We start from the raw sequence: 26,075 nt of genomic DNA on the forward strand, positions 1-26,075 counted from the left end.
CTCAGCATCCTTCGTGGTTGCAGATAGTGTCGCCATATCCATTCATGTCACTTTCCAGCGACAGGGCTTGGCGCGCCGTCAAAAACAGATGGCAGGAAACAGCTGCCGGGCCTCCGCCCGTGCCCCCACCCCATTTGCTACGTTCATAGTCACACGAGCGGTCGCGGAACGTGATCCAGGCGCGCTGCATCTCTTTCAACGCAGGCGCTTGCTTGGGTGCAGACGATCCGAGAACCGCCATCTCCTCGTCCTCGGCCTTCAAACGGGTCATAAGAAGACCGTAAGCACGGTTCAGGCGGCGATCCCAATCCTCGAGCTCGTGCCCAAGGCAGGACGACATGCCGACGGTGCTCATACCGCCCTCGGTCGCTTCCATGCAGTAGTTGGCAGCGGACCCCACGCAGCGCATAGGGTCGCCGTCTTCCCCCATGGCCGACAGGCAATCCGTCGTGGGATGGAAGCTGTAGGTCATATCCTGCGCCATGGCCGGGCTGGCCATGGTCAGGATCAAGGACAGGACAAGTGACGACTTGCGCATCACTGCGCGCTCATCAGTTCGCGACCAATCAGCATGCGACGGATTTCGGACGTCCCTGCCCCGATCTCCATCAGCTTGGCGTCGCGGAAAATGCGGCTCACTGGCGTTTCGTTCATGAAGCCGGCGCCCCCCATAGCCTGCACGGCTTGGTGTGCCTGTTTCATCGCTTCTTCCGAGGCATAGAGCACACAGGCAGCAGCGTCCTGACGGGTCACTTCACCCCGGTCACAGGCCTTGGCAACCTCGTAAACATAAGCCCGCGCCGAGTTCATCGCGGTGTACATGTCGGCGATTTTCGCCTGCATCAGCTGGAAGTCCCCGATGGGGCGACCAAACTGCTTGCGCTCTTTCATATAGGGCATGATTTCATCGAGGCACGCAGCCATGATGCCTGTGCCAATGCCCGACAGAACCACGCGTTCATAGTCCAGACCCGACATCAGCACCTTCACGCCTTTGCCTTCTTCGCCCAGCACGTTTTCAAACGGCACTTCCACGTCTTCAAAGATCAGTTCGGCGGTGTTTGACCCGCGCATACCCATCTTGTCGAAATGCTCGGACGTCGAGAAGCCCTTCATGCCCTTCTCAATAATGAAGGTCGTGATGCCCTTGGGGCCAGCGTCGGGGTCGGTCTTGGCGTAAACCACCAGCGTGTCGGCGTCCGGGCCGTTGGTGATCCAGAACTTGGTGCCGTTCAGCACGTAGTAGCCATTGCGCTTCTCGGCGCGCAGCTTCATCGACACAACATCCGATCCAGCGCCTGCTTCGGACATGGCCAGCGCACCAACATGTTCACCTGAACAGAGCTTGGGCAGGTATTTCGCCTTCTGCTCGTCGGTCGCATTGCGGCGGATCTGGTTCACGCAGAGGTTCGAATGCGCGCCGTAGGACAGCGACACCGAGGCCGAGGCCCGCGCGATCTCTTCCACCGCCACAACATGCGCCAGATAGGACATGTCCGACCCGCCATACTCCTCAGGCGTGGTCACCCCCAGAAGGCCCAGCTCGCCGAACTCTTTCCACAGCTCGTTGGGAAAGGCGTTTTTCTGGTCCACTTCGGCAGCAATGGGTTTGATCCGGTCCTGCGCATAGCGATGCACCATCTCGCGGATTGCGTTGACGTCTTCGCCCAGGTCGAAATTCATGGAGTTGTTGAACATGTGCCGCTTCCTTCTCGGATCTGATATTCAGGATCGCATTATTGAACGCTTGTTCAGTTAATGCGCCGAAAGCACGATTCGCGTCAACAGCCGCGCAAATTCACGCAGCGTCACGAATTGGAAACGGGGGCTTTAAGAGCGGGATTGATGAGTGATTGCGACCACATCCCGGATAATCCGGGCGATCAGCGCGCAATCGTCCAGACTGAAGGTCAAAGGCAGGCGCAGGTCAAGAATGCCCCTCAGGATGCGATCTGTGTCCGGCAGCTCTGGCGTATCGGCATAGCGCCAGCTGTCATATCGGCTGGTGAAACCGGCAGGCTCGGCACCGCCGAACCATTTCAGCTCCACCCCGCGATCCGCGCAGCGCGACACGACCTCCAGCACATCGGCATCGGACCAGTCCAAAAGCAGAAACTGGAACGAGGACATCACATAGTCCTCGGCCTCGGGCCGGTCGATCACCGTCAGGCCGGGCGTGTGCCGCAACCCTTCCTCGACCACGCGGTAGCGCGCGTTCCAAGCCGCGCATTGCTGGTTCAGTTTGGCCAGCTGAGGCCGCAGGATCGCCGCGCGCAAATTGTCCATGCGGCCGGAAATATTGGGCGTGACATATTTCACCTTCTCAAAGGCTTCGGGCGGTGGGCCGGCCAGATGGCGCTCATAGAGCATATAGCTGCCTGACAGGATGATCGCACGCGCCATCAGGTCTGGATCATCCGAAACAAGCAACCCGCCCTCGCCGGAATTCACATGCTTATAGGTCTGGGTCGAATAGGCGGCCATCACGCCGTGACGCCCGGACAAAACCCCGTTCCACCGCGCGCCCATCGTGTGGGCGCAATCCTCGATCACGCGCACCCCGGCCGCGTCACAAATCGCCATCAGCCGGTCCATATCGCAGATATGCCCGCGCATGTGGCTCAGAAGCAGAACGCGCGGCGCATCCTCTGGGGCCACCAGCTTTGCCAAATGATCAAGGTCAATGGTCAGCGCTTGGGTCACGCCAACAAAGACGGGGGACGCGCCAACCGAGGCAATCGCGCCGGGCACCGGGGCTAGGGTGAAGGCGTTGGTCAAAACCTCGTCGCCTGCGCCGACCCCCAGCGCACGCAGGGCCGTGGCGATGGCGTAGCCGCCCGAGGACACCGCCAGCGCGTAATCTGCGCCCATGAGCTGCGCAAATTCCTGCTCCAGCAAGGCCGTATGAGATGTCTCGCCCGGTGCCTCGTTATATCGGTGCAGACGCCCGTGTCGCAGCACATCCAGCGCGGCAGCAATCCCATCGTCTGGAATGGGGTCCTGCTGGGTGAAATTTCCGGTGAATCGTTCTGTCATATGGTGACCTTGCGCGCGCACCCTTTCGGGGTCAATGGGCGCGCGGGACCAAGGGATCGACCCTTGCCCCCGCGCCGCACCCGACATCTATCCGATTAACCGCGCGACGACCTCGTCCAGCGCATCATAATGATCCAGCATCGCCTCGGGCGCGAGCCGCGCCACGCCGGGGCCTTCGGGACCAAACCCCACAAGGATGCACGGCACGCCCGCGGCCTTTGCCGTATCGCGATCCGTGACCGTATCCCCCACCAAAAGCGCCTGCGCCGGATCGCCCCCTGCGCCTTTCACGGCGGCAAAAAACGGGGCGGGGTCGGGTTTTCGTGTGGGCAGCGTGTCGGCGCCGATGAGCGAGGTGAACTGATCCAAAATGCCCAGCCGGGTCAGAAGTGTGCGCGCAAGGCCTTCGGGCTTGTTGGTGCAGATGCCCACGCCATAGCCCGCCTGATGCAGCCGCCCGACCGCCTCCATCGCGCCGGGGTAGATCACCGTATGCCGGTCGATATCTGCGCCATAGGCAGTTAGCAGATTGGGAAACTCGCGATCAATCAGCGCCTCATCTGCCGCGCCATGAAGCCGTTCAAATCCAAGCCGCAACATCGCCCGCCCGCCATGAAAGGCGGTCAGCGCATCCGCCACCGGGTCCAGCGGCGCGCCCTGCCCCAGCGCGTCAAAACAGGCATTGGCCGCAGCGATCAGATCGCCCGAGGTATCCGCCAGCGTGCCGTCCAGATCAAAGATCACCGTGCGTCGTTCATTTCCGCCCATCGCGCCACTCCTATCGGCAAACCCTCGCCCAGCCCTGTAATCTGGCGTAAGGTTAATTGAACAAGAACGCCCTTGCGGGCCACGCCTCAAGGGGTAAAACGGGCCAAAAGGAATTGAAAGAGCAGATCGACATGGCGACAGCCCTGATTGTCCTTGCCGCTGGCAAAGGGACACGAATGAATTCAGACCTTCCCAAGGTGATGCACGAGGTGGCCGGCGCGCCGCTGTTTGCCCATGCGTTGGCCTCGGGTGCGATGCTGGACCCTGAACGCGCTGTCTTGGTCGTCGGCCATGGCGCCGAGACCGTGGGCAAAGCCGCCCGCGCGCTGGACCCGGACATCATCATCGCCGAGCAGACCGAGCAGTTGGGCACCGCCCATGCGGTTGCGCAAGCCCGCGACGCTTTGAACGGGTTCGACGGTGACGCGATCGTGCTTTACGGTGACACGCCCTTTATTCGCCCCGAAACGCTGGAGGCCATGGCCGCCGAACGCGCAGGCGGGGCAGATGTGGTTGTCTTGGGGTTCGAGGCCACCGATCCGGGCCGCTATGGGCGGTTGATCACGCAAGACAACGCGCTGGAACGGATCGTCGAATTCAAGGATGCGACAGATGAAGAGCGTGCTGTAACGCTTTGTAACAGCGGCGTTGTTGCTGCAAAGGCGTCGACCCTCTTTGATCTGATAGACGGGGTTGGCAATGACAACGCTGCCGAGGAATACTACCTGACCGATATCATCGGGATCGCCCGCGCGCGTGGCCTGTCTGCCCGCGTGGTCACCTGTGACGAAGCCGAAACCATGGGCATCAATGCACGCGCCGAACTGGCCGCGGCCGAGGACGTGTTTCAGACCCGCGCCCGCACTGAGGCGATGGAAAATGGCGTCACTCTGGTGGCTGCCGACACGGTATACTTCTCGCATGACACGGTGATTGGCCGTGACACGGTGGTGGAACCCAACGTGGTCTTCGGGCCTGGCGTGACCATCGAAAGCGACACCCGCATTCGCGCGTTTTCTCATCTGGAAGGATGTCATGTGTCGCGCGGCGGTGTGGTCGGCCCCTATGCCCGCTTGCGCCCCGGCGCAGAACTGGCCGAAGACGCCAAGATCGGCAATTTCGTGGAAATCAAGAACGCGCAGATCGAAGAAGGCGCCAAGGTGAACCACCTGTCTTACGTGGGCGACGCCCGCGTGGGGGCCGAGGCAAATATCGGCGCGGGCACCATCACCTGCAATTATGATGGCGTCTCGAAACACCACACGGACATCGGCGCGCGGGCTTTCATAGGGTCCAACACCTGTCTTGTGGCACCGGTTTCCGTCGGGGACGAGGCGATGACCGCCACCGGCACCGTGGTCACAAAGAACGTGCCCGCAGGTGCCATGGCCGTAGGCCGCGCCAAGATCGAGATCAAACCGGGCCTTGCGGTGAAATTGTTCGAAAAGTTAAAGGCCGCCAAGGCCAGACGCCAGAAAGGGTCCTGAAAATGTGTGGTATTGTAGGGGTTCTGGGAAACCACGAGGCCGCGCCCATTCTGGTCGAGGCGCTGAAACGGCTGGAATATCGCGGCTATGACAGCGCAGGCATCGCCACGATCAACAAAGACGGCGCACTTGGCCGCCGCCGCGCCGTCGGCAAGCTGGTGAACCTGTCAGATCATCTGGTACACGAGCCCCTCGCCGGCAAATCCGGCATCGGCCACACCCGCTGGGCCACCCATGGCGCGCCCACAACCGACAACGCCCACCCTCATCGCGCGGGCTCGGTCGCGGTGGTGCATAACGGCATTATCGAGAACTTCCGCGAATTGCGTGAAGAGCTGGCCAGCGAAGGGCTGGAATTTTGCACCGAAACCGACACGGAAACGGTCGCCCTTCTGGCGCAACACTTTGTGGCGCAAGGAAAATCTCCGAAAGACGCGGTTGCGGCCACTCTGGCCAAGCTGGACGGAGCCTTTGCGCTGTGCTTCCTGTTTGACGGCGAAGACGATCTGATGATCGCGGCGCGCAAGGGCAGCCCCTTGGCCATCGGTCATGGCGACGGCGAAATGTTCGTGGGTTCCGACGCCATCGCGCTGGCCCCGATGACCGACAAGATCACCTATCTGGAGGAAGGCGACTGGGCCGTCATCACCCGCGCGGGCGCCGAGATTTTTGACGCCGAGGGCCGCCGCGCCAACCGCCCGATGAAACAGGTGAAACTGGACGCCGCGCGGATCGAAAAAGGCGGCTATAAACACTATATGGCGAAGGAAATTGCCCAGCAGCCCACCGTGGTGGGCGAGGTTCTGGAAGCCTATGTTGCCGGTGATCAGATCACCATGGATCTGGGCGGGATCAATTTCGCAGATGTAGACCGCCTGTCCATCGTGGCCTGCGGCACCGCCTATTACGCGGGGCTTGTCGCAAAATACTGGTTTGAACACTATGCCCGCCTGCCGGTTGATATCGATGTGGCGTCGGAGTTCCGCTACCGCGAGGCCCCTTTCGCACCGAAAACGCTGGGCGTTTTTGTAAGCCAATCGGGCGAAACCGCCGATACGCTGGCCGCTCTGCGCTATGCGCAAGGCAAGGCCGACAAGATCCTGTCGCTGATCAACGTGCCCGAAAGCTCGATCGCGCGCGAAAGCGATGTGGCGGTGGAAATCCACGCAGGCGTCGAGGTCTCGGTGGCATCGACCAAAGCCTTCACCTGTCAGCTGACAAGCTTCGCCATCATGGCGCTGAAAGCCGCCCATGATCGTGGCCATCTGGATGACGCGGGCCTTGCCACCCACCTTGCCGAATTGCGCCAGCTGCCCGGACTTATGAGCCACGCATTGACCATCGACACCGCGACCAAAGCGATTGCCGAAAAGCTGGCCGAAGCGCGCGACGTGCTGTTTCTGGGGCGCGGCCAGATGTTTCCTCTGGCCCTTGAAGGCGCGCTTAAACTGAAGGAAATCAGCTATATACACGCCGAAGGTTATGCATCAGGCGAGCTGAAACACGGCCCCATCGCGCTGGTCGACAAAGCCACCCCCACCGTGGTCATGGCGCCTCATGACGGGCTCTTCGACAAGACCGTATCGAACATGCAAGAGGTGATGGCGCGTGGCGGACGCGTGGTTCTGGTGTCAGACGCCCGCGCCGCGAGCGAGGCCGGGGACGGCGTGTGGGAAACCCTCGCCCTGCCCGAAGCCCCCGAGCTTATTCAACCCATCCTCTATGCCATTCCCGCACAGCTTTTGGCCTATCACACGGCCATCGCCAAGGGCACCGATGTAGACCAACCCCGCAACCTTGCCAAATCGGTGACTGTCGAATGACCCTTGATGACGCGCTTGCCGCGCTAAATGCCCAGATTGAGCCGGGCCGTGCCGAAGGGCAAAAGGCCTATCACAAACAGGACCGCGAGGTTCTGGGCATTCCAAACCCCGCGCTGAACGACCTGACCAAGGACTGGCGTCAGAGCCTGTCCGTAGACGACCGCGTCGCGCTGGCCGATCAGCTGTGGAAAACGGATATCTTTGAAGCCCGCATCGCCGCGGCAAAACTGCTGACGCAGGCGCGTATACGCCCTGACGATGGCGTGTGGGAGCTGATCCAAAGCTGGGTGCCCGAGTTTGACAGCTGGGCCATTGCTGATCACGTCTGCATGGCAGGTCAGAAACGTCTGATCGCAGACCCGTCGCGGTTGGATCAGGTCGAGGCATGGACCCGTTCAGACCACATGTGGACCCGGCGCGCCGCACTGGTGATCACCCTGCCCTGGACCAAGCAGAACAACCCCAAACCCGACGAAGAAGCCGCGCGGGATCGCGTTCTTGGCTGGGCCGCAGGCTATGTGAATGATCCCGACTGGTTCATCCAGAAAGCCGTGGCGTGGTGGCTGCGCGATCTGTCAAAGCATGACGCTGACCGGGCACGTAGTTTCCTGAAAACTCACGCAAAATCCCTGAAACCTTTTGCCCTGAAAGAGGCGCGCAAGCACCTGCCCCCGCCCGCACATGTGCAAAAAGAGGCCAAGGATAAGCGCAAACAGGAATGGCGCGATCAGCGCGACGCAGAACGCAAGGCCGAACGGGGTGACTAAAGCGTTTCGATTTGGCCTGAGACAGGGGAAAACCGAGACGCGTTAGCCACCTGTGCGCAGCGCGCGGCGCATGATCTTGCCGGTTGTGGTCATCGGCAGCTCGTCCACAAACTCCACGATGCGCGGTGCCACATGCGGGCTGATCCGCTCGCGCACCAGGTGGGTCAGCTGATCCTCCAGCCCCGCGCGAACGGCCCCGTCTTTCACCACCACCACGGCCTTCACAGCTTCGGTACGCAACGGGTCCGGCACGCCAATAACGGCCGCCATGGTGACATCAGGATGGGTCATCAGGCAGTTTTCAATTTCGCTTGGCCCAATGCGATACCCGGCCGAGGTGATCACGTCGTCATCGCGGCTGGCGAAGGTGAAATAGCCATCCTCATCACGGGTCGCCAAATCCCCCGTGCGCAGCCAGCCATTCTGTACCTTTTCGGCAGTTTTCTCGGGCAGGTTCCAATAGCGCAGAAACATCACCGGATCACCTGCCCTGACGGCAATCTCGCCCATCTCGGCAGGGCCGCATTCGCCCCCGGCCGCGTTCAATAGCGTGACGTCATGACCCGGAATGGCCTGCCCCATTGCGCCGGGTTTCACATCCATCGCCGCCGCCACGGACGAGATCACTAAATTGCATTCCGTCTGGCCGTAGAACTCGCTGATCTCGACCCCCAGCGCATCACGTGCCCAGTCCAGAAGCCCCGCCCCAAGGCTTTCGCCACCAGACCCAATCGATCGAATGGCGACCCCATCAGGCACTGCCCCCGACTGGCGCAAAAGCTTCAGCGCCGTGGGCGGTAAGAACAGGTTGCGAATGGCGTGATCTGCGATCAGCTGATAGCAGGCCGCCGCATCAAATTTGCGCATGCGTTGCGACACGATGGGCACGCCATAGTAAAGAAACGGCAGCGCCAGATCCATCAACCCGCCAATCCACGCCCAATCAGCGGGCGTCCAACCCTTGTCGCCCGCAAGTGGAAAATCCGGGTTGTAGGTTTCGATGCAAGGCAGATGCCCAAGCAAGAACCGCTGCGCATGCAAGACCCCTTTGGGCGGCCCCGTTGTGCCCGATGTGTAGATCATTACGGCAGGGTCTTGGGCCTTGGTCATCACGCGTTCGGCCAAAGGTGGGGCTGCGTTCAGGATGGCCCAGAAATCCGCGGCACCTGCGGCAGGTTCGACCGTATAAACAGCTTTCAGATCAGGCAGTTGGTCGCGTATATCCGCCAGCTTCTGCACGCCTTCGGCGTTGGTGACGACAATCTTTGCCGCGCTGTCTGCCAGCCGATAGGCCAGAGCATCCGCCCCGAAGAGCGTAAACAGCGGCAAGATCACCGCGCCCAGCTTGTAGCCCGCGAAATGGGCAATCAGTGCCTCGGGCCCCTGCCCCAACAGAACCGCAACGCGATCGCCTGGCTGAACCCCCGCCTCACGCCAAGCCGACGCCAATCGGTCCGAGCCATCCTTAAGTGCCCCGAATGTCCAGTCCCGAGCGCGCCCCGCCCCATCCACATGGGTCAGCGCCACCCGGTCCGGATCGACCGCGGCCCAGCTGTCACAACAGCGTTCGGCAATATTGAAATCGTCAGGGATATCCCATGAAAACGCCGCGCGCATCTCTGCCCACGGCGCAAATTCATCGATCAGCTTGCGCGCACGTCCAAGGGCCAGCCAGCCCGCATCATCCGGCCGCACGCGGGCAGGGCTCACGACCCGAAGACCACCAGTTCATGCAAGCCCGAAAGGTCCAAATCCAAGAGCTGCAAGGCCGACAAGGAAATGCGGCTGCCGCCAGAATTCGTCGGGCGCAGCGTCACTTTCACCGTGCGCCCCGTGGCTTTCGATTGCACCCGGCCCTCGGTCTCGGACGACACAAGCGGCGTTTCCACCCAGAACCCGGGCGTGGTGGGGTCGCCAAGATTGGCAACCGTGGTGCCCAAAGATCCCGCCGGTGCGGGCGCAGGGGCCACTGCGGCCATTTTGTCGGCCTCGGTGGCGGTATCAAATTCGTTCACCGTGGTCGCATTCATCGGCGGCGCAGGCGGCGTGTTCGGCGCGGCGATTGGCGTGCCTGCAGGCTGCACCAGATGCGGCGGGCGCGGCAGAATGTTGTTCATGTCGATGCCTGTACATCCGGCGATGCCAAGGCAGGAGGCGGAAATGAGAATGACCTGTTTCATACCCCCACCGTGACCCAAATCAGCGCCGCTTTCAACGGTTGAAATGACGCGGTGCTGACTTGCGCGCCCGCGCGCCCAAGCGTAGGGTCCGACCATGGAAACACCCAAGCTTCTCGACCCGTTTGCACGCCCTGTGACCTATCTGCGCCTGTCCGTCACCGACCGGTGTGACTTTCGCTGCACCTATTGCATGGCAGAAAACATGACCTTCCTGCCCAAAAAGGACCTTCTGACCTTGGAGGAGCTGGATCGCATCTGCACGGCCTTCATCGGGCTGGGCGTACGCAAGCTGCGCATCACGGGCGGCGAGCCGCTTGTGCGCAAGGGGATCATGGGGTTTTTCGAAGGCATGGGGCGGCATCTGGACAGTGGCGCCTTGGACGAGCTGACATTGACCACCAATGGCTCGCAGCTGCACCGCTTCGCTTCTGATCTTTACGCGGCGGGCGTGCGGCGGGTGAACATCTCGCTCGACACGCTCAACGAAGACAAATTTGCCGACATTACCCGCTGGGGCCGGTTGCCGCAGGTGCTCAAAGGCATTGATGCGGCCCTGGATGCCGGGCTGAAGGTGAAAATCAATGCCGTGGCGCTGAAGGGGTTCAACGAAGACGAGGTCTTTGACCTGACCAGCTGGTGCGCGGATAAAGGCATGGACCTGACCTTTATCGAGGTGATGCCCATGGGCGATATGGGCACCGAAAACAGGATCGACCAATATTGGCCGCTGACCGAGCTGTCCGACAAGCTCGCCACGCGCTTCACGCTGAGCGAACTGGACGAGAGCACCGGTGGCCCCGCCCGCTATGTCCGGCTGGAAGAAACCGGCCAGAAAATCGGCTTCATCACGCCGCTGACCCATAATTTCTGCGAAAGCTGCAACCGGGTGAGGATGAGCTGCACCGGCCAGCTTTATACCTGCCTGGGCCATGACGGCATGTCGGATTTGCGCGCACCCCTGCGCGCCTCTGACGATGACGCCGCCCTGACCGAGGCCATCCACGCCGCCATCGCCCGCAAACCCAAGGGCCATGATTTCGACTATTCACGTCAGGGCATTCAGGGCCAGACCATCCGGCATATGAACCACACCGGCGGCTAACCCCGGCCCCCCCTCATTTTCTTGTTCTAAATACCTTGGGGTGAATTGGCGCAGCCAAGAGGGGCAACGCCCCTCCGCCACGCTCAGCTTAACCGATCGGCATGCGCTGTTCGGCAATCTCTGCCCACCACGAACAGCCTTCGGGGATGATGTCGTCATTGAAGTTGTATTCCGGGTGGTGCACGGCGGCCGTGTCGCCATTGCCCACCAGAATATAAGCGCCGGGCCGTTCTTCCAGCATGAAGGCGAAATCCTCGCCGCCCATCACCAAAGGCGCCTCGGTGCAGTCCCCCGCCACAGACGCGGCCACGTGGGCGGCAAATTCGGTCTGCGCATCATGGTTCACCATGACCGGATAGTTGCGGTCGTATCTGACATGGGCCTCGCCGCCAAACATATCCGCCACGCCTGAGCAGATCGCATGAATGCGTGCCTCGGCCAGATCGCGCATCTCTTCTGACAACGTGCGCACCGTGCCTTTCAGATGGACCTCTTGCGGGATCACGTTGAACGCCTTCGACGATGTTTCCACCGATGTGATCGACACCACCACCTGATGGGTCGGATCGGCATTGCGCGACACGATGGTTTGCAGCGCGCTGACGGCTTTGGCGGCCATCACCACCGGGTCCACCGTGTCATGGGGCTTGGCCGCATGGCCGCCACGCCCGGTAAAGCGAATATCCAACAGATCGGCGGCCGCGAAAAACGGGCCGGGGCGAATGGCAAAGGCCCCGGCGGGCTGGCCGGGCCAGTTATGCATGCCATAGACTTCCTGAATGCCGAAACGGTCCATCAACCCGTCTTCACACATCACGCGCCCGCCGCCGCCGCCCTCTTCGGCGGGCTGAAAGATCACCACGCAGGTGCCGTCGAAATTGCGGGTCTCGGCCAGGTATTGCGCGGCCCCCAAGAGCATGGCCGTGTGCCCGTCATGCCCACAAGCATGCATTTTTCCAGGATTTTCAGATGCATAGTCCAACCCCGTCGCCTCCTCGATGGGCAGCGCATCCATATCGGCGCGCAGGCCCACAACCTTACCCGACCCTGTCGCGCGGCCCCGGATCACGCCCACAACCCCGGTGCGCCCAAGCCCTTCGACCACCTCGTCACAGCCAAAGGCGCGCAGTTTCTCGGCCACGATCCCGGCCGTGCGATGGGTGTCGAACATCAGTTCCGGGTGGGCATGAAAATCCCGCCGCCACGCGGTGATGTCGCTGTGAAGCTCTGCAAATCGGTTCTTGATCGGCATTTTATACCCTTTCCGGACGCACCCGCCCGCCTGTTACAAATCCGGCCCCGGCACCAGCCGCGATCCATCCGAAAAACGCGAAAAGCGGAACCGCTGCATGTCATGCCCCGGCGCGCGCCCTTCAATCATATCTGCCACGATCCGCCCAAAAGCCGGACCAATACCAAACCCATGTCCGCACATGCCCGTGGCAACGGTCAGCCCCGGCAGCGTGTCGATCCGGTCCACGACAGGCACCACGTCGGGCAGCACGTCAATCATGCCGGCCCAGGCGCGCTGGATCGGCACAGCGCCCAGCTGCGGAAACACCGCCTGAAAGCCCTGTCGCACCTGTTCGACCTTGCGCGTGTTTGGGGCGGGGTTCAAGACCCGCATCGCCTCGAACGGGCTGGGACCGTCCATGGACCAGCGCCGCGGCGTGTTCCAGCCATCCGGATAGCCGCGCGGGGCTGCGAGGTGATAGGCACGCCCCAGAACGTCTTTGCGCAACTGCGCGGCGTATTTGGGCAGGGCCCGGAAAGCATCCGGCCCGAGGAACAACTCGTGAAACCCGGACGGGGCGAGCGTATAGCCCCCATCCGCGCGCCGCCGAAACGCCAGCCCTGCGCCGGTGGCCGCGCCGTCAAACACATTTGCGACCGGTGCGGTCTGGGCCACGGTGGCGCGCACCGAAAGCTGCGGTAAAGTCACACCGTGACGCCGCAAAAACAGCGATGACCACGCACCTGCGGCGACCAACACCTCTGACGCGCGAATGTTGCCCCGTTCTGTCACCACGCCACAGACTCGCCCGGCCTGAATGTCCAGCCCACGCACCGCGCAGCCCTCGTGGATCACAGCCCCTTCGCGCGCCGCCAATCGGGCCAGCGCCGGCACCGCCAGAAATGGTTCAGCCCGCATATCCGAGGCCGTCCACAGCGCCCCCGTCCAGCGAGCCGCCGCCGCCGGGATTTTGGAGGCCCAATCGGCACCTGACAAAAGAGCACTGTCCAGCCCGGCCGCCTGCCCATCGGGCAACCAATCGGCAAAAAGCTTCATTTCATGTTCATGATCAGCCAGATAGGCGACGCCAGAGCGCGTCAGCCCGATATCAACATCCAGCTCCGCCGAAAGCGACTGCCACAAGGCCCGCGCCTCAAGCGCAATAGGAATTTCAGCCGCATCCCGACCCTGAACCCTGATCCAGCCCCAGTTGCGACTGCTTTGCTCGCCAGCAATGCGCCCCTTTTCAAGAAGCGTCACCCGGCGCCCGGCGCGCGCCAGAAACACTGCCGCGCAAACTCCGATGATGCCGCCACCAATGACCACCACATCACAGCTGGCATCAGTTTCAGATCCGAAAGCCTCGGGGGCCGGAAACTGCGCGGGCGCGGCCATCGAGATCGGAAATTTCTGCCCGGAAATCTGGTCCAGCATGGGGGCTCCTGTTCGCGGATATCCTGCCGAAGACTGGGCCGCATTTGGCGTGAGCCGTCAAGCGAAAGCCGCCCAGACACGTTCTTGGGCACGGACCCAACACCGCAACAACGCCACCTGTTCTTTTGGTCAGGTCCTATGAGGCCGCTCCACTCAACCATAGGTAAGTATTTGCGTTGGTTGCATTTTTTGAATTCGCTAAAATTTTAACTAAATTGGAAATTTGCGAATTTACTGCATGATCATCCTTGATTCCTGCGCGTTTTCCATAGTCTTATTTTCCCCAAGATCATGACCATAGCAGACAAAACCTGCGCCCATGAACCGCCTGAGGGGAGATCACATCAATGACACCAAGACTGCCTGCCGCAGCAATTCTGTTGTCGCTTCTGCCCGTAGGTGCCATGGCCGAACGCGGCGCTGGCGGAGAGCTGCGCCTGCTTTACTGGCAAGCGCCGACCAGTTTGAACCCCTATCTTTCCTCCGGGCCGAAAGACAACGAAGCGGCCTCGTTGATCCTTGAGCCACTGGCGCGCCATGACGAAACCGGTCGGCTTATGCCCTGGCTTGCCACCCATATTCCGTCACGCGAAAATGGGGATATATCGCAGGATATGACACAGGTCACATGGACCCTGCGCGAGGGGCTTTTGTGGTCCGATGGCAGCCCGGTGACGGCAGATGATGTGGTCTTCACGGCGCGCTATTGCATGGACAAGGAAACCACCTGCCAGCAAGCTGCGAAATTTGCCGATGTGACCGCGGTGAGCGCCTTGGATGCGCAGCGTGTTCAGCTGGAATTCGCAACCCCCAAACCCTATCCGTTTGCGCCATTTGTGGGGCTTGAAAGCCCGATCCTGCAAAAAGCACAGTTTTCTGACTGTATTGGCAGCGCGGCCGCAAGCTGTTCAGAGGCCAATCTGCGCCCCATCGGCACAGGCCCTTATCGCGTGACAGATATGCGCGCGGGCGATGTCATCAGCTTTGACATGAACCCCAGCTTTCGCGACGCAAGCAAGCCCGGTTTCGCGACGGTCACCCTGAAAGGGGGTGGAGACGCCGTGTCCGCCGCGCGTGCCGTTTTGGAAACCGGAGAGTTCGACTACGCATGGAACCTGCAGGTCGACCCCGACATTCTGAAGACCATGCAGACCGGCGGCAAAGGCATGGTGATCAGCGCCATGGGCACGCCGGTCGAGCGGTTGATGATCAACCTGACCGACCCGGATGCCACCCTTGGCCCTACCCGGTCGACCCGCGATGGCGGAGCACATCCGATCCTGTCGGACCCACGGGTCACCCGCGCTTTGTCCATGGCCATCGACCGGCGCGTGGCGACAGAGCTTGGCTATGGCCCCGCAGGCCAGCCCGCCTGTGACCTGATCGCGGCGCCTGCCATCTATGTCGGCTCGGACGGGTTGGATTGCCTGACACAGGATTTGGACGGCGCCCGCGCCTTGCTGGACGATGCAGGTTGGGTGGACAGCGATGGCGACGGCATCCGCGACAAGGATGGCCGGGCGCTGTCTTTGCTGTTTCAGACCTCGATCAACCCGGTGCGCCAAACGCTTCAGGATTTGATCAAGGCGTGGTGGGCCGAGATCGGTGTGGAAACAGACCTGCGCGCGATTGAGCCTTCGGTTTTCTTTGGGGCCGACCAGACAAGCCCCGACACGTTCCGCAAGTTCTTTGCCGATGTGCAGATGTACACGAACTTCTTCCCGGGCACCGACCCCGAGGCCTATCTGAACAACTGGCGCTGTGATGCCGCCCCCACGCCGGACAATGGCTGGGCGGGGGCCAATATCCCGCGCTATTGTGACCCGGACTATGATGCGCTGACCCAAAAGCTGGCCCAGACGCAGGATATGGAGGCACGGGCCGCCATTGTGGGGCAGCTCAATGACATGCTGATCGAAGCTGGCGCCATCATCCCTCTGGTCCTCCGGGGCCGCGTTTCCGCGCGCGCCAATTCGCTTGCCGGGGTCAAAATGAACGCATGGGATAGCGAGCTTTGGAACATCGCGGACTGGACCCGCACCCGCTAACCGACTTAAGGTCAGATGCGCATCACTTCTTGGATGCGCAGGGGCTTAACGGGCAAGGATAGGCAGGCAGCATGTTTCGTGGCGCGTATCGACGGGTGGCAGTTCTGTTGCCGCTTCTCGCCGCGATCAGCGTGGTGATTTTTCTGATCACGGCCCTCGCCCCCAATGACCCGACTGCCCAGCTGCCCTTGTCGATCCCGCCCGAGCTGCGCGCCGAAATGCGCGAGGCGCTGGGGTTGGGCGAGCCGCTGCATATCCGCTATCTGCTTTGGGCCAAACAGTTTTTCATCCATGAACCTGTGTTTTTTCTGGAACAGCTGACCGGCTGGACCCTGCAGGCAACAACCACGCCACCGCCGCGGCTGATCAGCTGGTCGACCCAACTTCCCGTTGCAGAGTTGATCGCACAGCGCCTGCCCCAAACGCTTTGGGTGGTTGGCCTGTCATATGTGCTGGGGCTGATCCTGGCCCTGCCCATCGCGCTTTTATCCGCCCACCGGCCGCACGGGGTGTTTGACCGTTTGGCGGGCGGTGTGACCATGACCGGCTTTGCCATGCCCAGCTTTTTCACCGGCGTGGTGTTGATCCTGATCTTTTCGGTGTCATTGGGCTGGTTCCCGTCGGTCTATGACACCACACACCGGGTGACGGACCTGTCCAGCTTTGGCACCCAACTGCGCCAGATGGTGCTGCCTGTCACCGTTCTGGCCCTTTACAACATGGCCCAGATCGCCCGCTATATGCGCGCAGCCCTGTTGGAGCAAGTGTCACAGGACTATGTGCGCACCGCGCGCGCCAAAGGGGCCGGAGAGCTCAGGGTGATGATCACCCATGTGGCCCGGAACGCAGCATTGCCCGTGGTGACGGTCATCGCCCTTGGGGTGCCGCAGGTCTTTACCGGCGCGATCATCACCGAGCAGATTTTCCGGGTGAACGGGATTGGTCACTTGTTGATTTCAGGCATTCAAACGGGGGATGTGCCCCTTGTGCAGTCCCTGTCCTTTCTCTTTGCCGTGCTGATCGTGATCTGCAACCTGCTCGCAGATATCGCCTATGGCTGGCTGGATCCAAGGCTGCACCATGGGTGAACGGCACACCCCCCTTGCCCTGCCCCATCGCGCGGCCCAGAGCGGCGGCGGCATCGGGCTTGCGCTCATGGTGGCGCTTGTGCTTCTGGGCCCGCTTTTGTGGCCACTGGACCCCGCGGCGCTGGACCTTATGGCGCGCAATCAGGGGCCCAGCCTGAGCCACCCGCTTGGCACAGACCAGCTGGGACGCGATATGCTGGCCGCGCTGATCCGGGGCGGGCGTATTTCTTTGCTGGTGGCGGGGCTGGCCATGGCCGTCGCGCTGTGCATCGGGGTGGCGATCGGGGTGATGGCGGCCACGCTGCGCTGGCTTGATGCGCCCCTGATGCGCCTGACCGACCTGTTTCTTGCCTTACCTCTTTTGCCGCTGGTGCTGGTGATCCTGATGCTGTGGCGCGAGGCCCTGACCGCCCAATTGGGCAGCCAAGCGGGTGTCACCCTTCTGGTCGTGGCGGTGATCGGCCTGACCGGTTGGATGCAAACCGCGCGGGTGGTCCGGGCCGAAGTTCTGAGCCTCAGGGAACGGGACTTCATTCGCGCCGCGCGCGCATTGGGGGTCACGCCGGGGCAGATGATCCGCCGCCATATCCTGCCCAATATATCCGGCGTCATCGCTGTCTCGGCCGGTTTGGGCATGGCGCATGCGATCTTGACCGAAAGCGCCCTTAGCTTTCTGGGGCTTGGGTTTCCCGCTGATTTCCCCAGCTGGGGACGGCTGCTTTACGATGGCATTGGCTATATGGAAATCACCCCATGGCGCGTGTTGGGACCGGGTGCTGCGATCACCCTGACCGTGCTGGCGGTCAGCGCCTTGGGCGATGCCTTGCACCGAGACAGCGACCCGCGCAGGCCACGCGCGATGCGGGGCAGAAAAGGACGGTCCCGGCCCTGATCAAAGGCTGCTGGGGCAATATTTTCCCTAAGCACCGCCTTGACGGACAAGACCACGCGCGCCGCGCGCAGCTTGGAACAATTTCCCGTCGAGACACCTGAAACCGGGCACCACAACGCTTGCAATCCGCCCACATCCGGGACTAGGGGAACATATTCCCAAATGCGGAGACGTGAAGATGTTCGAGAGCCTCGGCTTTGAAACCCTGACCCCACGCACAGCCTCGATCCTATTCGGGCTGGGTCTGGGCGTGCTGTTTGGCCTTCTGGCCGAACTGACCCGCTTTTGTCTGCGCCGGGCGGCCATTGACACGGGGGCCAGCGGGCGCTCTGCCCGCGCGATCTGGACCACCGCGCTGGCCGTGGCTGTGATCGGCACGCAGGCCTTGGTTCTGACAGGGCTGATCAGTTTCGAAACCCACCGTTTCCACGCGCCCACCCTGCCTGTTCTGGCCATCGTGACCGGAGGGCTGATTTTTGGCGCGGGCATGGTGCTGACACGCGGTTGCCTGTCACGGCTTGCCGTTCTGGGGGCCTCGGGCAATCTGCGCGCACTTGTGGTCCTGGGCGTCGCCGCCTTGGCCGCCCTGGCCACCATGAAAGGCGTCTCCGCCCCCATCAGACACTCCCTGGCAGCGGTCGAGATCGCTGCCCCCACCCTTCCAACCTGGAGCGCCGCCTTACCCGCGCTTCTTGCGGCCCTCTTCATCGCACAGGCGCGTCCCACGCTGCGCGATCTTGGCCTTGCGGGCCTTCTGGGGGCCTTGGTGCCTCTGGGTTGGTTGGGCACCGGATTTGTGCTCTTGGACGAGTTCGACCCGATTGCCATGGAAAGCCTGTCTTTCACCGCCCCGCTTGCGGACACGCTGTTCTGGACCGCCGCCGCCAGCGCCGTGCCGGGCAATTTCGGCACCGGCCTTGTGGGGGGCGTGCTTTTGGGCGCGTTTCTGTCGGCAGCTCTGGCCGGGCGGTTTGTCTGGCAGGGCTTTGAAGGCGCAAGCCAGATGGGCCGCTATCTGACCGGGGGCGCGATGATGGGCATCGGCGGCGTGCTGGCCGGCGGCTGCACCGTGGGCGCGGGCCTGTCTGGCGTGGCGACGCTGTCGGCCTCGGCAATGCTGGCATTGCTGTCGATCATCGCGGGCAGCTGGCTGGCAGCACGGATCGAAAACCGTCTTAGTGCCCGATCGACTTACGAACCCGCCGCACCCCAAGCCACACCAACAACACCACAGGCAGCGTAAGCGCCGCGGTCAGCGTGCCTTTCGAGATGCCCAAGGGGCCACTCAGCGGGTAAAACAGGTAACTGGCCAGTGACACCGCATAGTAGCTGATCGCCACAACGGACAGACCTTCGACCGTTTCCTGCAAGCGCAGCTGCAACTGCGCACGCCTGTCCATGCTTTCCAAAAGTGCCTGGTTCTGTTCGGCCCGTTCCACATCCACACGCGTGCGCAACAGCTCGCCCGCGCGCGCAGCCCGGCTGGCCATGTTTTCCAGCTGGGCCTCTGCGCTTTTGGTGGTGCGCATGGCCGGGTCATACCGGCGCATCATGAACTCGCTCAAGGTCTGGCGCCCCCGGAAGCGTTCTTCCCTGAGCGCGCCAATGCGCTGGTTCAGGATCGCCTCATAGGCCCGCGTGGCGCCCAAACGAAACGAGGTCGAGGCCATCAGCTCTTCCAGTTCGGCAGAGATGCTCAGCAGCTCGCTCAACGTGGTTTCAGGCGGTTCATCCCCGCGCGTCATGGCCCCAACCACATGGGTCAGCTCCCCATCCACACCGCGCAGCTTGCGGTGAATTTCGCGCGCCTCGGGGAAGCCCAACATGGACATGGTCTTATAGGTCTCGATCTCGCACAGGCGCTGCACAATGCGCCCGATACGCCGCTTGCCGGTGCCCTGCGCAATAAAGGCGACGAACCGCATATGCCCGGCCGGATCAATGCGGAAATCCCCTGCCACCATGGCCGCACGGTCCAACACCCAGGTCGAGGCGATGCTTTCCGACACGAACCAATCGCGCACCAGCCGGTCCATTTCCTTTTCGGTTTCCGGCATCTGCTGCACACGGATATGGGCAGATGTGATGCGCGCGCCCGGGGCATCGGCCAGCCAGTCATCCGGGAAGACATCAAACCCCGCCGGATCAAAGGGACGCGACGAGATCCCGTCACTAAACACGGTGTAGCTGACAAATTCGTTGTGCTGTTCCCATTTCAGGTGATACCGCCCGATCTCGCCAAAATAGTGATTGGCGCCCGGGCTGGGATGCGGCGCACCGAAACGGTCCAAGAGCGCCACCAGATGCGCCCGGTCCGCTTCGCGATCACGATTGGCTGCGTGATCGGGACGCTTGATCGCCAAATAGACCGCCGTGCCGGGGGCGCTCAGCGCCGGTGACGGACGGGCATGCAGCTCGTTGGCCAGCTCATAGCGGCCGGGGTGATCAGTCAGGGTCATCATCGCGCGTGTCTCCTCTTGGCAAAGAGGTAACAGGAACGCGATACATTGCAACCCCTTAAAAACAAGGGGTTTTCGCGGGATTTAGCATACCGCGGAATACCGGTAACGCTCACATATCCTGAAGCATATCCGTCACCAGCCGGGTGAAGTCCTCGCCGCGTTTCTCGAAATCGGGATATTGATCGAAACTGGCCGCGGCAGGCGCCAACAGCACCGTATCGCCGGATCGCGCATCGCGGGCGGCGGCGGCAACAGCGCCCTGCATGGTTTCGCAAATCTCGTAGGGGACATCGCCCAACTGCAACGCAAATTCCCGCGCAGAATGGCCGATCAGATAGGCCTTGGACACGTTTCCAAGCGCATCTGACAGGCTTTCGATGCCGCCATCTTTGCCCAGCCCGCCCGCGATCCAACGAATATTCATGAACGCGCCAAGCGCGGCGCGGGCGCTGTCAACATTGGTGGCTTTGGAATCGTTCACATAGCTGACGCCGCCCGCCTCTGCGACCAGTTGCGAGCGATGCGGCAAGCCTTTGAAGGCGTGAAACGCGGCCTCGATCACCTTGGGCGCCAGCCCCAGCGACCGGCACACCGCATAGGCCGCGCATGCGTTCTGGTGATTGTGGCTGCCCGGCAGCCCTTTGATCGCACGAAGGTCCAGCGACGCAATCTGTCGCCCCTTGCGATACTCTGACAAGAAGCCCTTGCGCGCAAAGACCTGCCAGCCCGGCCCCGAGAGCTTGCGTTCCACTGATATGCGGATGACCCGGTCATCTGCCGCGCCCTCGGACAGCTGACCGGCCAGATAGGTGCCCTCGGCCTCGTCCACGCCAATAACGGCGCGGTCCGGCCCGCCTTCGGCAAAGAGGCGGCGCTTGGCGGCAAAATAGCCCCCCATGCCGCCATGACGATCCAGATGATCGGGCGACAGGTTGGTGAACACGGCGATATCCGGGGTGAGCGCGCGCGCAAGATCGGTCTGATAGCTCGACAGCTCCAGCACCACCACCTCGCCATCATGGGCCGGGTCAATGTCCAACACGCCGCGCCCGATATTGCCTGCAAGCTGCGCCGGGCGGCCTGCGTGTTCCAGCACGTGATGGATCAGCGCCGAGGTTGTCGATTTCCCGTTCGATCCCGTCACTGCCACGACCTGAGGCAGCGTGTCGAAACTGTCCCAATCGCGATCCGCAAAGCTGCGGAAAAACAGACCGATGTCATTGTCGACCGGCACGCCCTCACCCATCGCGCGGGCGATCAGCTTGTTGGGTTCGGGGTAAAGATGCGGGATGCCCGGGCTGACAATCAGGGCCGCCACGTTTTCCCACGCATTGCCCTTGGTCAGGTCATGCAGGGTCAGCCCCTGCGCCTCGGCCCGGTCGCGGGCCTCCTGCCCGTCATCCCAGCACAAAGCCTCTGCCCCTCCGGCCTCCAACGCATGCGCCGTGGCCAGCCCGGACCGGCCAAGCCCCAACACCGCAACCCTGCGCCCCTGATATCCTTTTACCGGGATCATGCGTGTCTCCTCACTAAAGCGTTTCGGGATAAACTTGAAGCATATGTTTCTTCCGGGACGCCCACGACATTGATATCTCTTACTGCGTTTCGGTTTTCCCCTGTCTCAGGTTAAAACCGAAACGCTTTATCTTTCACCCCATCGCTACTGCGTTTGGCGGAAAAACGAAAGCCCCGCCGGGATGGACGGGGCTTTGTTCTTTTAAGCGGCGCAAGACGCGATCAGCGCACTTTCAGCGTGGCCAGACCGATCAAGGCCAGGATCAGCGAAATGATCCAGAAACGGATCACGATCTGCGGCTCCTGCCAGCCTTTATGTTCGAAATGGTGGTGGATCGGGGCCATCAGGAACACCCGTTTGCCGGTGCGCTTGTAGTAAAGCACCTGAATGATGACCGACAGCGCTTCGGCCACGAAAATACCGCCAACAATCGCCAGCACGATCTCGTGTTTGGTGGCCACCGCAATCGCGCCCAAAGCACCGCCAAGCGCCAGCGAGCCGGTGTCACCCATAAAGACCGCGGCCGGCGGGGCGTTGTACCACAAAAAGCCAAGCCCGCCGCCAATCAGCGCCGAGGTGAACACGAAAAGCTCACCCGTGCCCGGAACGTAATGCACGTCGAGATATTCGGTGAAGTCGACACGGCCCACCGCATAGGCAATCACGCCCAGCGTGCCCGCCGCAATCATCACTGGCATGATCGCAAGCCCGTCCAACCCATCGGTCAGGTTCACCGCATTGGCGGACCCGACAATCACGATCATCACGAAGGGAATGAACAGATAGCCCATGTTCAAAAGCGTGTCCTTGAAGACCGGAAACGCCAGTTGATATTGCAGCCCTTCGGGGTGCACAGCCGAGGCCCAGATCGCCGCAATCGCCGCGATCGCCATGCCAAGGGACAGTCGGATTTTCCCGGAAACACCGGCTGTGTTGTTTTTGGAAACCTTGGCAAAATCATCCCAAAACCCAATCAAACCAAAGCTATAGGTGACAAATAGCGTGATCCAGACATAGGGGTTGTCAAGGCGTGTCCACAAAAGCGTCGAGACCAGAAGGGCTGACAGGATCAAAAGCCCGCCCATGGTTGGCGTGCCTTGCTTTTCCTTGTGGCTTTCGGGGCCGTCTTCGCGGATCGGCTGCCCGCGCCCCTGTTTCTTGCGCAGGATGTTGATCAGGGGTTTTCCGAAGATAAAGCCAAAGATCAGCGCCGTGAAAAAGGCCCCGCCCGAGCGGAAGGTGATATAGCGAAACAGATTGAAGATGTCGCCACCGTCCGAAAACTCGGTCAACCAATACAACATATTGTGGGTCCCTTCTTGGATTTACGGTAGCGATTGGCTCATTTTGCGGATCGCGTCAACAGCTTTGGACACAAGGCTGCCCTTGGAGCCTTTGACCAGCACCACGTCGCCGGCATCCACCAGCTGGTGGATTTTCGCGGCCATATCTTCGGCCGTTTCGGAAAATTCGCCTTGCTGATCGCCCTCGAGCCGCTCCCAAAGCGCCCGCATCCGGGGCCCGGCGCAATGCACAACGTCAAGGCCGCTCAGAAAGGGAAGGTCGGCAATCTCGGCGTGCAAAGCCGCCTCGTCATCGCCCAGTTCCAGCATGTCGCCCAAGACCGCAATGCGCCGCCCTTTGTGGATCGACCCGACCCCATCGACCGGGGTCATCGCGGCCAGCACCTCCAGCGAGGCGGCCATCGAAGTGGGATTGGCGTTGAACGCATCGTCGATCAGCGTGAGCGTCAGCCCCTCGGACGCATCCAGCGTGATCTCTTCGCGGGTGCCGCGCCCTTCGGGCGGTTGCCACAGCTCCATATCGCGGGCGGCCAGCGTTTCATCAGCCCCCAGGGCCTTCACGGCCACCAGCACCGCCAGCGCATTACTTGCAAAATGGCGACCCGGCGTTGCAATTTTAAAGAGCTGTTCCTGCCCGGCGACCATGGCCTTGCAGATCGTGGCATCCGGGGTCAGCGACACGTGGGTCAGATGGTGGTCATTGCCCTGATCCGCCCCGAAGCTTTGCGTGTCAAAGCCATCGGCGGCGGCGCGCAAAACCGGGGTCGTGTCCAGATCACCATTGATCAGCGCAACGCCGCCCGGCTCCAACCCTTTGAAAATGGACCCCTTTTCGCGGGCGATCCCGTTCAGATCATCGAAGGCCTCCAGATGAGCGGCGGCCACGGTGGTGACCATCGCCACATGCGGGCGGGCCATGCGGGCCAATGGCTCGATCTCGCCGGGGTTGCTCATGCCGATCTCGATCACGGCAAATTCCGTGTCGGCGGGCATGCGCGCGAGCGTCAGCGGCACGCCCCAATGATTGTTGTAACTCGCCTCGGCTGCATGGGTGCGCCCCTGCGGTGCCAGAACCGCGCGCAGCATTTCCTTGGTCGAGGTCTTGCCGACCGAGCCGGTCACCGCCACCACACGGGCCTCAGAGCGCGCCCGCGCGGCGACACCCAAGGCCTCCAGCGCAGGCAAGACGTCATCCACGATCAGAAGCGGTGCATCGGGCGCGACGCCATCCGGCACATGGCTGACCAGCGCAGCCCCAGCGCCCTTGTCCAGCGCCTGCGCGACGAACTCATGCCCGTCCCGCGCGGCTTTCAGGGCCACAAACAGATCGCCGGGCTGGATGGTGCGCGTGTCGATGGACACGCCCTCGACCGCCCAGTCCCCCTGCGCCGTGCCACCGGTGGCCCGAGCGGCCTCTGTTGCGGTCCACAAGCTCATGCCAGCCGTCCTTCCAATGCCGCCACCGCGACCGAGGCCTGTTCCACATCGTCAAACGGCAGCACATCCGTGCCGACAGTCTGACCGGTCTCATGCCCCTTGCCCGCAATCAGCAACGTGTCGCCCGGCCCCAGCGCGTCAACGCCGCGCAGGATCGCCTCGGCCCGGTCACCGATATTGGTGGCCTCGGGGCAGCCTTCCATCACCATGGCGCGGATCAACGCGGGGTCCTCGGTTCGGGGGTTGTCATCGGTGACAAAAAGCACATCCGCATTTTGCGCCGCCGCCTGCCCCATCAGCTTACGTTTCGACGTGTCACGATCACCGCCCGCGCCAAAGACCACCACCAGCCGGCCCAGCACATGGGGGCGCATGGCACGCAGAGCGGTTTTCAACGCGTCAGGCGTATGGGCATAGTCGACAAAGACCGATGCACCATTGTCGCGCGTGGCGGCCAGCTGCATGCGCCCGCGCACGGTTTCAAGCTCCTTGAAGGTGTCAAACACTTGGGCGGGGTCGGCGCCGCAGCCAATCGCAAGCCCCGCGGCCGCCAGCACGTTTTCCGCCTGAAAGCCGCCAATGAGGTTCAGCCGCGCGGTATGCGCCTGCCCGAGCCAGGTGAACATCAGCTCTTGCCCGGTGCCATCAAAGCGCCGTGCCGTCAGGCGCAGCTCGCAGTCGTCGCCCTGACCCACGCGGATCAGCTTTTGCCCGCGCGCCTCGGCAATCACCGCCATCTCGGCACCTTTGGGATCATCCATATTGATCACCGCCACGCCATCTTCGGGCAGCACACGGGCAAAAAGTCCCGCCTTGGCCGCGAAATACTCCTCGAAAGTTTCGTGGTAGTCCAAATGGTCCTGGGTGAAATTCGTGAACGCTGCCGCCGACAGACGCACGCCATCCAGACGGCGCTGCGCCAGCCCATGGCTGGACGCCTCCATCGCTGCATGGGTCACGCCCGCCCCCGCCATATCCGCCAGCACCCCATGCAGGGTGATCGGTTCGGGCGTGGTGTGGGTCAGCGGTGCGGTATAGGCGCCTTCGACCCCGGTGGTGCCCAGATTGGCGGCCCTGATGCCCATAAGCGTCCAGATCTGGCGGGTAAAGCTGGCGACCGAGGTTTTGCCATTGGTGCCGGTGGCGGCGACCATATGGGCGGGCTGCGCGCCGAACCACAAGGCGGCGGCATAAGACAGCGCCATGCGCGGGTCTTCGGTGACCACAAGGGCCGCGTCAGATGCCTCCAACTCGGTGGCGGCAATCTTTGCCCCTTCCGGGTCGGTCAGCACAGCCCCTGCGCCCATACGCAGCGCATATTGGATGAACTCGCCCCCATGCAGCTTTGCGCCGGGCAGTGCTGCAAACAGATGGCCGGGTTTCACCTGACGGCTGTCCACCGACAGGCCGGTGATCTGGGCGTCTTGCCCACCACGGGCAGACAGGCCCAGTTCGGCAAGTGTTTTCGTCTGTGTTGCGTCGCCCATATCGGCCCAC

21 protein-coding genes are annotated in these 26,075 nt (G+C 62.2%); 8 read left to right on the forward strand and 13 right to left on the reverse strand.

Annotation, left to right across the window (positions count from 1 at the left end):
• Position 1: 1 nt before the first annotated feature.
• From ACRY08_RS00725 to ACRY08_RS00740, 4 genes are all read right to left on the reverse strand, one after another.
• Positions 2-538: a lysozyme inhibitor LprI family protein gene (locus ACRY08_RS00725; RefSeq protein ID WP_432447892.1), complete on the reverse strand. Its 537-nt coding sequence runs from the start codon at positions 536-538 to the stop codon at positions 2-4.
• The gene (locus tag ACRY08_RS00730) at positions 538-1,698 is read right to left on the reverse strand and encodes an isovaleryl-CoA dehydrogenase (protein ID WP_432447893.1); all 1,161 of its coding nucleotides are present in this window, start codon (positions 1,696-1,698) and stop codon (positions 538-540) included. Before ACRY08_RS00730 ends, ACRY08_RS00725 begins: the two co-directional genes overlap by 1 nt.
• A gap of 132 nt (positions 1,699-1,830) precedes the next feature.
• A complete protein-coding gene (locus ACRY08_RS00735; RefSeq protein ID WP_432447894.1) occupies positions 1,831-3,036 on the reverse strand; it encodes a DegT/DnrJ/EryC1/StrS family aminotransferase in 1,206 nt (401 codons plus the stop codon).
• Between the two features lie 87 nt (positions 3,037-3,123).
• On the reverse strand, positions 3,124-3,804 hold the full coding sequence (locus tag ACRY08_RS00740) for an HAD-IA family hydrolase (RefSeq protein ID WP_432447895.1): 681 nt from the start codon (positions 3,802-3,804) through the stop codon (positions 3,124-3,126).
• A 131-nt stretch (positions 3,805-3,935) separates the two neighbouring features.
• Here ACRY08_RS00740 and glmU point away from each other — a divergent pair, with 131 nt between their 5' ends.
• From glmU to ACRY08_RS00755, 3 genes are read left to right on the forward strand one after another with little or no spacing between them, the layout of a single operon-like run.
• The gene (glmU, locus tag ACRY08_RS00745; protein WP_432447896.1) at positions 3,936-5,291 is read left to right on the forward strand and encodes a bifunctional UDP-N-acetylglucosamine diphosphorylase/glucosamine-1-phosphate N-acetyltransferase GlmU; all 1,356 of its coding nucleotides are present in this window, start codon (positions 3,936-3,938) and stop codon (positions 5,289-5,291) included.
• A 2-nt stretch (positions 5,292-5,293) separates the two neighbouring features.
• Positions 5,294-7,114, forward strand: coding sequence for a glutamine--fructose-6-phosphate transaminase (isomerizing) (glmS, locus tag ACRY08_RS00750; RefSeq protein ID WP_432447897.1), 1,821 nt, complete (start codon positions 5,294-5,296; stop codon positions 7,112-7,114).
• Positions 7,111-7,881, forward strand: coding sequence for a DNA alkylation repair protein (locus ACRY08_RS00755; protein ID WP_432447898.1), 771 nt, complete (start codon positions 7,111-7,113; stop codon positions 7,879-7,881). Before glmS ends, ACRY08_RS00755 begins: the two co-directional genes overlap by 4 nt.
• A 42-nt stretch (positions 7,882-7,923) precedes the next feature.
• Here the strand turns inward: ACRY08_RS00755 and ACRY08_RS00760 are convergent, their stop codons facing one another.
• A complete protein-coding gene (locus tag ACRY08_RS00760) occupies positions 7,924-9,591 on the reverse strand; it encodes an AMP-binding protein (RefSeq protein WP_432447899.1) in 1,668 nt (555 codons plus the stop codon).
• Positions 9,588-10,061 carry a D-galactarate dehydratase gene (locus tag ACRY08_RS00765; protein WP_432447900.1) on the reverse strand — a complete coding sequence of 158 codons (474 nt, stop codon included), beginning with the start codon at positions 10,059-10,061 and terminating at the stop codon, positions 9,588-9,590. Before ACRY08_RS00765 ends, ACRY08_RS00760 begins: the two co-directional genes overlap by 4 nt.
• Before the next feature lie 94 nt (positions 10,062-10,155).
• Between ACRY08_RS00765 and moaA the strand changes: the two genes are divergently transcribed.
• On the forward strand, positions 10,156-11,163 hold the full coding sequence (moaA, locus tag ACRY08_RS00770) for a GTP 3',8-cyclase MoaA (RefSeq protein ID WP_432447902.1): 1,008 nt from the start codon (positions 10,156-10,158) through the stop codon (positions 11,161-11,163).
• Between the two features lie 88 nt (positions 11,164-11,251).
• Here moaA and ACRY08_RS00775 read toward each other — a convergent pair whose 3' ends face one another.
• Positions 11,252-12,415 (reverse strand): M20 aminoacylase family protein, encoded by a 1,164-nt coding sequence (locus ACRY08_RS00775; RefSeq protein WP_432447903.1) that lies wholly within the window; start codon positions 12,413-12,415, stop codon positions 11,252-11,254.
• Positions 12,416-12,448: 33 nt separating this feature from the next.
• Positions 12,449-13,831 (reverse strand): NAD(P)/FAD-dependent oxidoreductase, encoded by a 1,383-nt coding sequence (locus tag ACRY08_RS00780; protein WP_432447904.1) that lies wholly within the window; start codon positions 13,829-13,831, stop codon positions 12,449-12,451.
• A gap of 347 nt (positions 13,832-14,178) precedes the next feature.
• Between ACRY08_RS00780 and ACRY08_RS00785 the strand changes: the two genes are divergently transcribed.
• From ACRY08_RS00785 to ACRY08_RS00800, 4 genes are all read left to right on the forward strand, one after another.
• Positions 14,179-15,879 (forward strand): peptide ABC transporter substrate-binding protein, encoded by a 1,701-nt coding sequence (locus tag ACRY08_RS00785; RefSeq protein WP_432447905.1) that lies wholly within the window; start codon positions 14,179-14,181, stop codon positions 15,877-15,879.
• Between the two features lie 71 nt (positions 15,880-15,950).
• Positions 15,951-16,967, forward strand: coding sequence for an ABC transporter permease (locus ACRY08_RS00790; protein WP_432447906.1), 1,017 nt, complete (start codon positions 15,951-15,953; stop codon positions 16,965-16,967).
• Positions 16,933-17,859 carry an ABC transporter permease gene (locus ACRY08_RS00795; protein WP_432447907.1) on the forward strand — a complete coding sequence of 309 codons (927 nt, stop codon included), beginning with the start codon at positions 16,933-16,935 and terminating at the stop codon, positions 17,857-17,859. Before ACRY08_RS00790 ends, ACRY08_RS00795 begins: the two co-directional genes overlap by 35 nt.
• 178 nt (positions 17,860-18,037) lie before the next feature.
• Positions 18,038-19,102 carry a YeeE/YedE family protein gene (locus tag ACRY08_RS00800; protein ID WP_432447908.1) on the forward strand — a complete coding sequence of 355 codons (1,065 nt, stop codon included), beginning with the start codon at positions 18,038-18,040 and terminating at the stop codon, positions 19,100-19,102.
• Here the strand turns inward: ACRY08_RS00800 and ACRY08_RS00805 are convergent.
• From ACRY08_RS00805 to ACRY08_RS00825, 5 genes are all read right to left on the reverse strand, one after another.
• Positions 19,035-20,321 (reverse strand): DUF3422 family protein, encoded by a 1,287-nt coding sequence (locus tag ACRY08_RS00805; protein WP_432447909.1) that lies wholly within the window; start codon positions 20,319-20,321, stop codon positions 19,035-19,037. The genes ACRY08_RS00800 and ACRY08_RS00805 overlap by 68 nt on opposite strands.
• Before the next feature lie 109 nt (positions 20,322-20,430).
• On the reverse strand, positions 20,431-21,837 hold the full coding sequence (murD, locus tag ACRY08_RS00810; RefSeq protein WP_432447910.1) for a UDP-N-acetylmuramoyl-L-alanine--D-glutamate ligase: 1,407 nt from the start codon (positions 21,835-21,837) through the stop codon (positions 20,431-20,433).
• A 221-nt stretch (positions 21,838-22,058) separates the two neighbouring features.
• A complete protein-coding gene (gene mraY, locus ACRY08_RS00815; RefSeq protein ID WP_432447911.1) occupies positions 22,059-23,141 on the reverse strand; it encodes a phospho-N-acetylmuramoyl-pentapeptide-transferase in 1,083 nt (360 codons plus the stop codon).
• A 21-nt stretch (positions 23,142-23,162) separates the two neighbouring features.
• Positions 23,163-24,578, reverse strand: coding sequence for a UDP-N-acetylmuramoyl-tripeptide--D-alanyl-D-alanine ligase (locus tag ACRY08_RS00820; RefSeq protein WP_432447912.1), 1,416 nt, complete (start codon positions 24,576-24,578; stop codon positions 23,163-23,165).
• Complete coding sequence (locus tag ACRY08_RS00825) at positions 24,575-26,065, reverse strand: UDP-N-acetylmuramoyl-L-alanyl-D-glutamate--2,6-diaminopimelate ligase (RefSeq protein ID WP_432447913.1); 1,491 nt, start codon at positions 26,063-26,065, stop codon at positions 24,575-24,577. The genes ACRY08_RS00820 and ACRY08_RS00825 overlap by 4 nt, the downstream gene beginning before the upstream one ends.
• Between the last annotated feature and the right edge of the window lie 10 nt (positions 26,066-26,075).

The sequence above is a fragment of the Aliiroseovarius marinus genome, assembly GCF_050881025.1.
GTDB lineage: Bacteria > Pseudomonadota > Alphaproteobacteria > Rhodobacterales > Rhodobacteraceae > Aliiroseovarius > Aliiroseovarius marinus_A.